This is a genomic window from Marmoricola sp. RAF53, from assembly GCF_052114005.1.
GTDB lineage: Bacteria > Actinomycetota > Actinomycetes > Propionibacteriales > Nocardioidaceae > Marmoricola.
In genome coordinates this window covers 1-9,573 of record NZ_JBFRDX010000046.1, presented here as the reverse complement: position 1 = coordinate 9,573, position 9,573 = coordinate 1, and the positions used below count along the sequence as shown (strand labels likewise).

At 71.0% G+C, this 9,573-nt stretch carries 7 protein-coding genes and 1 tRNA gene; 2 read left to right on the top strand and 6 right to left on the bottom strand.

Annotated elements, in window-relative coordinates; all coding sequences use genetic code 11:
• Nucleotides 1-159: 159 nt before the first annotated feature.
• Nucleotides 160-233, bottom strand: a tRNA-Arg gene (locus AB4Y76_RS21220).
• Between the two features lie 413 nt (nucleotides 234-646).
• Here AB4Y76_RS21220 and lon point away from each other — a divergent pair.
• Complete coding sequence (lon, locus tag AB4Y76_RS21215; protein WP_441928971.1) at nucleotides 647-2,965, top strand: endopeptidase La; 2,319 nt, start codon at nucleotides 647-649, stop codon at nucleotides 2,963-2,965.
• Here the strand turns inward: lon and AB4Y76_RS21210 are convergent.
• The gene (locus AB4Y76_RS21210) at nucleotides 2,937-3,617 is read right to left on the bottom strand and encodes a TetR/AcrR family transcriptional regulator (RefSeq protein WP_441928969.1); all 681 of its coding nucleotides are present in this window, start codon (nucleotides 3,615-3,617) and stop codon (nucleotides 2,937-2,939) included. The two genes, lon and AB4Y76_RS21210, sit on opposite strands and share 29 nt — an antisense overlap.
• Nucleotides 3,618-3,786: 169 nt before the next feature.
• Between AB4Y76_RS21210 and AB4Y76_RS21205 the strand changes: the two genes are divergently transcribed.
• Nucleotides 3,787-4,758 carry a DUF3068 domain-containing protein gene (locus tag AB4Y76_RS21205; protein WP_441928967.1) on the top strand — a complete coding sequence of 324 codons (972 nt, stop codon included), beginning with the start codon at nucleotides 3,787-3,789 and terminating at the stop codon, nucleotides 4,756-4,758.
• A gap of 21 nt (nucleotides 4,759-4,779) precedes the next feature.
• Here the strand turns inward: AB4Y76_RS21205 and AB4Y76_RS21200 are convergent, their stop codons facing one another.
• The 4 genes from AB4Y76_RS21200 to AB4Y76_RS21185 form a co-directional block, all read right to left on the bottom strand.
• Nucleotides 4,780-6,237, bottom strand: coding sequence for a flavin-containing monooxygenase (locus AB4Y76_RS21200; protein WP_441928965.1), 1,458 nt, complete (start codon nucleotides 6,235-6,237; stop codon nucleotides 4,780-4,782).
• Nucleotides 6,234-7,880: an FAD-dependent oxidoreductase gene (locus AB4Y76_RS21195; RefSeq protein ID WP_441928963.1), complete on the bottom strand. Its 1,647-nt coding sequence runs from the start codon at nucleotides 7,878-7,880 to the stop codon at nucleotides 6,234-6,236. The genes AB4Y76_RS21200 and AB4Y76_RS21195 overlap by 4 nt, the downstream gene beginning before the upstream one ends.
• Before the next feature lie 13 nt (nucleotides 7,881-7,893).
• The gene (locus tag AB4Y76_RS21190; protein WP_441928961.1) at nucleotides 7,894-8,361 is read right to left on the bottom strand and encodes a nuclear transport factor 2 family protein; all 468 of its coding nucleotides are present in this window, start codon (nucleotides 8,359-8,361) and stop codon (nucleotides 7,894-7,896) included.
• Nucleotides 8,362-8,562: 201 nt separating this feature from the next.
• Nucleotides 8,563-9,573 (bottom strand): LamG-like jellyroll fold domain-containing protein (locus tag AB4Y76_RS21185; RefSeq protein WP_441928959.1); only part of this gene is annotated, 1,011 nt, incomplete at its 5' end.

The following is a 9,573-nucleotide window of genomic DNA, read 5'->3' as shown; positions in this document are numbered from 1 at the left end:
CAGCACGGCCTGATACCGCTGCTCAGCCACACTCAACTCCCGCATCTCGGGAGTGTCACCAATCAACCGAAGTAGGTGTAACCCATCACCCGAAGGTGTGACACCCATCAACCGGAGCCCGAACGTCACCAATCAGGCGGAGTAATACACAAACCTGGGTGCCCCCGACAGGATTCGAACCTGTGACCCGCGGATTAGAAGGCCGCTGCTCTATCCAGCTGAGCTACGGAGGCGAGGGATAGGGATGACAGTCGGGAGAACCCTCGGGATACTCCCGTGTGGTTCTCCGGGCGTGAAACCCGGCCCCGGCCGCGATTCTAGGGCCATGTCCTTCCTCGCCCGGCGGGTGCAGCGACGGCTCCGTACCGATTCACGCAGACGACTGGAGGCCCGTCGGCGTCCTGCAGGACGCCCTGGATCGTGGTGTCGCGCTCGGGCCGGCGATCGAGGAGCGGGTTCAGCAGCCCGCGGAGCTCGACGGAGTCACCCGGCGGGCAGGGAAGTTCGCGCATTCCGGATCGTGCGTGTCGGAAACGGCTCGACGCTCGTTCGCCGACAGCGAAACGGGGCCAGCACGCCGCGATCCGCGGAACATCGGGACCGCGGCCCGGGTTGAGTCCTCATCACTCAACTTGGAGGGTTCCCCATGACGACCCAGCGGCTTCCCGTGCTTTTCCTCGACGACCTCGTGCTGCTTCCCGGCATGGTCGTGCCGATCGAGCTGACCGACAACGTCCGTGCGGCGGTGGACGCGGCCCGGGCTGCCAGCGCCGACGGTGCGACCGAGGTCCTGGTCGCCCCGCGGATCGACGGCGCCTACGCGTCGTACGGCGTGGTCGCGGAGGTCGAGAAGGTCGGCCGGTTCCGCGGCGGCGTCGAGGCGGCGGTGCTGCGGACCGGAGCCCGGGCGCGCATCGGCAGCGGCGTGACCGGTCCCGGGGCAGCGCTCTGGGTCGAGGCCGAGACCGTCGAACCGACGCCGGCCACCGACGAGACCAGGACGCTGGCGGCCGAGTACAAGAAGCTCGTCGTCGCCGTGCTGCAGAAGCGCGAAGCGTGGCAGATCATCGACTCGGTGAGCGCGATCGACGACCCGGACACGCTCGCGGACACCGCCGGGTGGGCGGCGTACCTGTCCGTCGAGCGCAAGCGCGAGCTGCTGGAGACGCCGGAGGTCACCGAGCGGCTGCGTCTGCTCGTCGAGTGGACCCGCGACCACCTCGCGGAGACCGAGGTGAACGACAAGATCGAGACCGACGTCCGCGAGTCCCTGGAGAAGAGCCAGCGCGAGTTCCTGCTGCGTCAGCAGCTCGCCGCGATCCGCAAGGAGCTCGGCGAGGGGGAGCCCGACGGGTCCGACGACTACCGGACCCGGGTGGAGTCCGCCGACCTCCCCGAGGCGGTGCGTGAGGCGGCGCTGCGCGAGGTCGACAAGCTGGAGCGCTCCAGCGAGCAGAGCCCGGAGGGCGGCTGGATCCGCACTTGGCTCGACACCGTGCTGGAGCTGCCGTGGAACGTCACCACCGAGGACAGCACCGACATCACCGCCGCCCGCGCGGTGCTCGACGCCGACCACCACGGGCTCGACGAGGTGAAGGACCGGATCGTCGAGTACCTCGGCGTCCGGGCCCGCCGCGCCGAGCGCGGCATGTCGGTCGTCGGCGGCCGGGGCTCCGGCGCGGTGGTCCTGCTGGCCGGTCCTCCGGGTGTCGGGAAGACCTCGCTGGGCGAGTCGGTCGCCCGGGCGCTGGGACGCAAGTTCGTCCGCGTCGCCCTCGGCGGGGTCCGCGACGAGGCCGAGATCCGTGGCCACCGGCGCACGTACGTCGGGGCGCTGCCGGGCCGGATCGTCCGCGCAGTCAAGGAGGCCGGCTCGATGAACCCGGTCGTGCTGCTCGACGAGGTCGACAAGGTCGGCTCAGACTTCCGGGGCGACCCGGCGGCGGCGCTGCTCGAGGTCCTCGACCCGGCGCAGAACCACACCTTCCGCGACCACTACCTCGAGCTCGACCTCGATCTCTCCGACGTGCTCTTCATCGCCACCGCCAACGTGCTGGAGACCATCCCGCCGGCGCTGCTGGACCGGATGGAGCTGGTCACCATCGACGGCTACACCGAGGAGGAGAAGGTCGCGATCGCCCGCGACTTCCTGGTCCCGAGGCAGCTCGACCGGGCGGCCCTCACCGCCGACGACGTGAGCGTCACCGAGGAGGCGCTCCGGGAGATCGCTGCGAACTACACCCGCGAGGCGGGCGTGCGCTCCTTCGAGCGGCTGCTGGCCAAGGCGTTCCGCAAGGCGTCGCTCCGGCAGACCCCGGCCGCGGTGGGCGTGGAGGACCTGAAGGAGCTGATCGGACGCCCGCGCTTCACCCCGGAGTCGCGTGAGCGGACGGCCGTGCCCGGGGTGGCCTCCGGGCTCGCGGTCACCGGCATGGGCGGTGACGTGCTGTACGTCGAGGCGTCCTCGCTCCCCGGCGACACCGCCGGCCTGACCCTCACCGGCCAGCTCGGCGACGTCATGAAGGAGTCCGCGCAGATCGCGCTGTCCTGGGTGCGCGCGCACGCCGACGAGGTCGGCATCGACCCGGCCCTGCTCGACCGGCCGGTGCACGTGCACTTCCCGGCGGGCGCGGTCCCGAAGGACGGGCCGTCGGCCGGTGTCACGATGACCACCGCGCTCGTCTCGCTGCTCACCGGGCGGCCGGTGCGCTCGGAGGTCGGGATGACCGGCGAGGTCTCGCTGACCGGGCGGGTGCTGCCGATCGGGGGCGTGAAGCAGAAGCTCCTGGCGGCCCAGCGGGCCGGGCTGACCGAGGTGTTCCTGCCGCAGCGCAACGCGCCCGACCTCGACGACGTCCCGGCCGAGGTGCTCGACGCGGTGACGGTCCACCTGGTCGGCGAGGTCGGCGAGATCCTGGCGCGGGCGCTCGAGCCGGCTACGGGCGGAGCGTCTGCGGCGGCGTGACGCTGCCGATGAGCCCGGCGGTCGCGAAGATCCCGAGCTGCTCGACGTACTCGGGGTCGAGGGCGCCGTCGACGAGCGCGCCCGAGCCGAAGCCCGAGGTGTCGGCCCGGCTGAGCGCCTGCATGATCGAGAAGAGCGCGATGCCGCCCCGTCGCTGGACGGCCGGCGGCAGCGGCCGCCCGTGGCCGAGGACCCGCTCCATCGCACGCAGGAACAGCCGGTCGACCCGCGGCTCGGTGCGGACCAGGTCCAGGTACGCCGGGTCCTGGACCTGGGCCAGCCAGCTGTAGGTCTTGAGCCAGGCCAGCGCGCCGCCGGGATCCTCGTTGATCATCTCGGTCAGCGGCACCAGGATCGCGTCGACGAGGTCCCGGACCGCGGGTGCCTCCGCCTCGAGGATCGCGCCGCAGCGCCGGCGGATCCCGTCGTTGTAGCGGGTGGCGCGGCGTTCGACGACAGCGCGGGTCAGCTGCTCCTTGGACTCGAAGTGGTAGAACACCGCGGCGGAGCCGACGCCGGCTTCGCGGGCGATCGACCGGAGCGAGACGCCGTCGATGCTCTTGTCGCCGTACAGCCGCTCCGCGGTGTCCAGCAGCGCGTCGCGGACGTCGAGGTCGGTGCGCGGGCCGGATCGGGACGCTGTGCTGGACACGTGCCCACGATACGGGCGGCGGCGATTTCTCTGGAATGCCGGATCTGGACCGGTTCGTGTGTGACCCTTGACACAGAATCCGATCACATGATCGGATCGCCCGCACTTGGGGCATTGCCGGCAAAACGCGGAAAGGGAGCCGCGGTCGGCGGAGGGAAAGGGAGCGCTCATGCGCAAGTTCAGCCTCGCCATGATCGGGATCGGCGTGTTCCTGATCGTGATGGCACCGATGATCAAGTTCTACATGTACCCGCGACTCGCGGTCGCCCCGGCGATCCGGGACTCGATGACCGGCCTGCAGGCCGAGGACGCGGTGATCTTCGACATCGCGACCCTGAAGCCGATCACCACCGACCTGACGGCGCGGGTGCACACCGTCGGGGACGCGACGACCCCGGACAAGTGCGCGGGCGACGTCACCTACGTCAACTCGACCACGACGACCTCGGCGGACGGCGTGATGCGCAACCAGCAGGTCGAGCGGATGACGCTCGACGCACGGACGGCGATGCCGAACTCGTCGTGCGGCAAGGACTTCATCTCGACCGAGCAGGGTGTCGAGACGCCGGTGGCGGCGACCGGGCTGCAGGCGAAGTTCCCGTTCAACACCCAGAAGAAGGACTACCCGTTCTGGGACAGCACGCTGCACCGGTCGTACCTGGCGAAGTACCACGGCGCCGTCGACTTCCGCGGCCTGCACCTCTACGAGTTCGTCCAGGACGTCCCGCGCGGTGAGTACGGGACCCAGGAGCTTCCGGCCAGCGTCCTCGGCCTGCCCGGCGAGGCGAACGTGACCGCGCAGATGATGTACGCCAACGAGCGCACCTTCCTCGTCGAGCCGGAGACCGGCCTGATCGTGCAGCGCACCGAGAAGCAGGACCAGGCGCTCGACTACGAGGGACAGGCCCGGGTGCCGCTGACGAAGGCGACGCTCTCGTACGACGCGAAGACGGTCGCGCAGAACGTCGAGGACGGCCAGAAGGGTGACCAGCTGCACCTGATGCGGGCGACCGCACCGCAGGTGCTCTTCGGACTCGGCATGGCGCTCCTCGTCGCCGGGATCGTCCTGAGCCGGCGCAGGTCCGGCACCGGACCCGCTCACGCGACCGAGGCGCGCGAGCTCGCCGGCGTCAGCAGCTGACGCCCCCTTGAGTCGTGGTGTTCAGGCGCCGGTCGTGAGGTGGTCGTCCTCCTCGACGGTCGCGAGCGTCGCGCGGAAGTGACGGGGAGTCCACGGGTAGACCTCGACGCGACCGCCCTGCCCGACGTACCAGCTGGTGCAGCCGGTGGCCCAGACGGTGTCGGGCAGAGCGGCGTCGACGGCTTCGTAGTAGGCGGCGGTCGCGGCCTCCGAGGGAGCCGTCGTCTCGATCTCGCCGCGCCGCCAGCGCTCGATCCACCCGAGCATGAAGCCGGCCTGAGCCTCGGCGATCGCCACCAGGGAGTAGTTGCCGACCGGTGAATTCGGGCCCATGAACAGGAAGAAGTTCGGGAACCCGGGGACGGTCACGGTGCGGTAGGCGCGGGGGCCGTCGACCCAGGCCTCCGCCAGCGTCCGGCCGTCGGGGCCGGTCATCGCGATCGGCCGCAGGTAGGCGTGCGCGTCGAACCCGGTGGCGAGGACGAGGACGTCGCAGGGGTGCAGGACGCCGTCGGTCGTGCGGACGCCGGTCGGTTCGATGCGCTCGATGCCGGTCGTGACGAGGGTGACGTCGTCGCGCTGGATCGCGTCGTAGAAGTTCGAGGAGATCACCAGGCGGCGGCACATCGGCTCGAAGTCCGGCGTGAGCTTCTCCCGCAGCACGGGGTCCTCGACCTGCCGGAGCTGGCGCTTGATCTGCCAGCGGGCGAACCGGCGGGCGAGACCGGGCCGCAGGAGGGCGGGGGAGAAGGACTCGATGAACAGCCGCCAGCCGTGGTAGGTCAGGGCGTCGTACCGGGGGAACCGGCGGTGCAGCCAGGCGTTGAACGCGGAGAACTCGGGGTTCCCGATCTGCATCACCCAGTGCGGGGTGCGCTGGAAGACGACCAGCTCCCCGGCGCGGCCGGCGAGGTCGCCGATGATCTGCGCGCCGGTCGAACCGGTGCCGATCAGCGCGACCCGGCGTCCGTCCAGGGCGGCGTCGTGGTCCCAGCGTGCCGAGTGGAACGCGGCCCCGGCGAAGGTGTCGAGGCCGTCGATGTCCGGGTAGCGCGGGTGGTGCAGGATCCCGGTCGCGGAGACCACGAAGTCGTGCTCCGCGGTCGATCCGTCGGCCGTCGTCACCGTCCAGGCGTGGTCGGTCCGGTCGATGCGGGTCACCTCGGTCCGGAACCGGATCCGGTCGTGGACACCGGTGTCGCGGGCGACCTTCTCGAAGTAGGCGTCGATCTCCGCGCCCGGCGACATCACCCGGGTCCAGCCGGGGTTGCGGGCGAACGAGTACTGGTAGAAGCGCGAGGGCACGTCGCAGGCGATCCCCGGGTAGGTGTTGTCCCGCCAGGTCCCCCCGGTGCGGTCGGACTTCTCGTAGATCGTGAAGGTGTCGATCCCGGCCCGGAGCAGCAGGGCGCCGAAGCAGATCCCGGACATGCCGGCGCCGATGATCGCGATCCGGGGCCGGCGCAGGACGCCGCTCACCGGAACCTCAGGGCGCCGGAAGCGTGGGCGGGGACGGCCGGCGAGCGCGGCGGGACCGCTCCGACCGTCTCGTACGCCGCACCGACCGCCGGCCGGGGGTCCGGCTCGCCCTTGTTCGGCCACAGCGCGACCGCGCGCTCGGCCATCGCGGTGATCGTGAGCGACGGGTTCACGCCGAGGTTCGCCCCGATCGTCGAGCCGTCGATCACGTGGACGCCCGGGTGGCCGAAGAGCCGGTGGTACGGGTCGACCACCCCGGTGTCCGGGCCGAGGCCGATCACCGCTCCGCCGATGTAGTGCGCGGTCGCCGGACTGCCGACGAGGTCGCCGGCCAGGGTCATCGGCTCGCCGCCGATCTTCGCGGCGTACCGGCGGACGACGTCGTGCGCGAGCGGGATCCAGGACGGGTTGGGCGCCCCGGTGCCCTGCCGGGTGCGGAGCCGGCCGCGGTGCAGGAACGAGGTGAGCGAGTTGTCCAGGGATTGCATCACCAGCAGCGAGACGCTGCGCTTCGAGGTGTCCTTGCGGCGGCGCGAGCGCAGGAACCGGCCCGGGTTCCGCAGCTGCTGGACGAGGAACCGCCGGACCCGGTGCGGACCGCCGTCGACCAGGGGCACGTTCATCACCGCCATCGCGTCCTGGGACGCGCTGGAGTGGCAGAGCTCGACGTGGGTGCTGGCCTCGGGGTGGAACGACGAGGTGATCGCGACGCCCTGGTCGAAGCCCTGCGGCTGCGGCGCGGCGGCGACGACGATCGCCTCGGAGTTCGAGCGGGCGAGCTCGCCGACGCGGGCCGAGACGTGCGGGAGTGAGCCGCCGGCGCGGAGCCGGTGCAGGAGGAGCTGGGTCCCGCGGGCCGCGGCGGCGAGGACGACCTGGTCGGCGCCGAAGGTGCGCACCTCGCGACGACGGGCGGGGTGCCGGGCGCTGACCAGGTAGCCGCCGCCGGGTCGTGGGCGGACGTCGACGACCTCGGTCAGCTCGTGCACCTCGGCGCCGGCGGCCTCGGCCAGGTGCAGGTAGTTCTTCGGCAGCGTGTTCTTGGCGTTGGCGGGGCAGCCGGTGGTGCACCGTGCGCAGTGCACGCACGCGTTCCGCTCCGGACCGGCGCCGCCGAAGAACGGATCGGGCACCGGGCGTCCCGGCGCGTCCTCGTCGAACAGCACCCCCACCTCGGTCGGCCGGAAGGTGTGGTCGGCGCCGAGGTCGCGCGCCACCTCGCGCATCAGCTCGTCGGCCGGCCAGAGCCGCGGGTTGGTGGTGACGCCGAGCATCCGCTTCGCCTGGTCGTAGTACGGCGCCAGCTCGGTGCGCCAGTCGGTGATGGAGGACCAGGACGGGTCCTCGAAGAAGGCGTCGTGCGGTTCGTAGAGGGTGTTGGCGTAGATCAGCGATCCGCCGCCGACCCCGACCGCGCTGAACAGCGAGATCTCCCCGAGCAGGCTCAACCGCATCGGGCCGAGCATCCGCAGCCGGGGGGCCCACAACGTCTCCCGCGGGCCGGCGTTCGCGAAGTCCGCGTCGGTCCAGCGCCGGCCGGTCTCGAGAACGCCGACGCGGTAGCCCTTCTCGGTCAGCCGGAGGGCGGTCACGCTGCCCCCGAAGCCCGAGCCGACCACCAGGACGTCGTACTCCGTGCTCATCGGGCCGCCGCCGTCATCCGCGGGCTGCGCGCTCCAGGTCGGCGGTCGCGTCGTACACCCAGCTGGTGTCGGCGCCGGCCAGACCCTCCACCCAGGCGGCGGGCGCGTGGTTCATGATCGCCGCGTAGTCCCAGTAGTCCTTCCAGAGGCAGACCTTGCCGTCGCGGACGCGGTGCACGGTCGCGAACTCGAGCACGAACGACTCGCCGGTCCCGAAGGTCCAGGTCTCGGAGTGCTCGTACATCACCGCGTCGCCGTCCGCGACGAGCAGCCCGTCGTGGTTGTCGTACGCCGCGAGCCCGGTGAGCCCGACGCCCAGCCGTTTGGCGATGTCGACCGGCCCGCGGGCGGCGAGCGTCGCGCCGACCGGCATGTCGATGTAGAGGCAGTCGTCGGTGACCCACGCGCCGAGCTGGTCGAAGTCGCGGGCGGCCACGGTGCGCCAGAGACCGCGGACGGCCTCCTCGGGGGTGCGGGTCATCCGGAGAATGTAGACACCTAGTTGGACAGGTGTCCAGCAATTCCGGGTGCGAGCCGGAAAACGCAGGAACCCGACGCACCTCGCGGTGCGTCGGGTCCCCTGAGCGCTCGCGGGGCTCAGCCCTGTTGCGGCACTTGCGACAGGCCGGACAGGTGGCTTCTCACCCGGTAGCGGTGACCGCTGGCGGTCACGTTCGGTGGGTCACTTGGCGGCGGTGACCGTCACGGTGCTCCCCGAGATGGTGACGGTGGCGCCGACCTTGGCGTAGGTCTTCAGCCAGTCGCGGCTGGTGCCGTGTCCGGAGAGGACGTAGCCGTTGGTCGGGATGGCCATGTTGCCGACACCGTCCTTGACGATGGTGACCTTGCCGCCCACCACGGTGACCTCGGCGCCGTAGGCGTTGGTGCCGGTGGTCTTGCCCTTGGCCGGGGTGTAGCGGATCAGCTGGTTGGTGCTGCGGGCCACGTTGGTGCCGTTCAGCGCGTGCGACGACGTCACGGTCGGCGCCGGGGTCGGCGTCGGGGTCGGCGTCGGCGTGGGCGTCGGGGTGGGCGTCGGGGTGGGCGTGGGCGTCGGGGTCGGGGCGACCGGGGCCGGGGCGCTCATGGCGTCGGTGTGCGCCTTGATCTGGGYCTGGCTGAGCTCACGGTTGTAGAAGGCGATGTCACCCATCGCGCCCTGGAAGAAGGAGTTCAGGTAGCCGGTGCCGACGCGCAGCGGGGCGGTGCCGGACTTGGGGGTGATGTTGTAGTCCTGCAGCGARTCGGTGTCGCGGAGCACGCCGTTCTTGTAGATCTTGGCGTAGCCCATCGGGTAGGTCGAGGACTTGGCGTTGGCGTTGATCACCAGCGCGACGTGGATCCACTCGCCCGTCTTCACCGTGTCCTGGAAGTAGGAGCCGGAACCGAGGCCGCCGGCGGGGTTGAAGACGTAGCCGGAGATCCGGTTGGGGCGGTTCTCCTGGTTGGTCTTGGAGTACATCCGGGTGTACCACTCGTGCTGGTTCGAGCCGCCCTTGCCCATCGTGTAGACGTAGCCCGAGCCCTCCAGCTTGGAGAACTCCAGGGCGTCGGGACGCATCCAGTACTCCGCGGTCAGCACGCCGGTGTTGTCGACCTCGAAGGCCTTGTTGTCGGAGAACTGGGCGTACTGGCCGTTGCCGTTGAAGGCCAGCGCCGGGTCGCCGTTGGGCAGCTTGGTCGCGGTCGAGCC

Bases quoted from the DNA above. Each gene is read 5' to 3' on its own strand.
- lon (WP_441928971.1), top strand. From the start codon at position 647: ATGACGACCCAGCGGCTTCCCGTGCTTTTCCTCGACGACCTCGTGCTG.
- AB4Y76_RS21205 (WP_441928967.1), top strand. From the start codon at position 3,787: ATGCGCAAGTTCAGCCTCGCCATGATCGGGATCGGCGTGTTCCTGATC.
- AB4Y76_RS21195 (WP_441928963.1), bottom strand. From the start codon at position 7,880: ATGAGCACGGAGTACGACGTCCTGGTGGTCGGCTCGGGCTTCGGGGGC.
- AB4Y76_RS21190 (WP_441928961.1), bottom strand. From the start codon at position 8,361: ATGACCCGCACCCCCGAGGAGGCCGTCCGCGGTCTCTGGCGCACCGTG.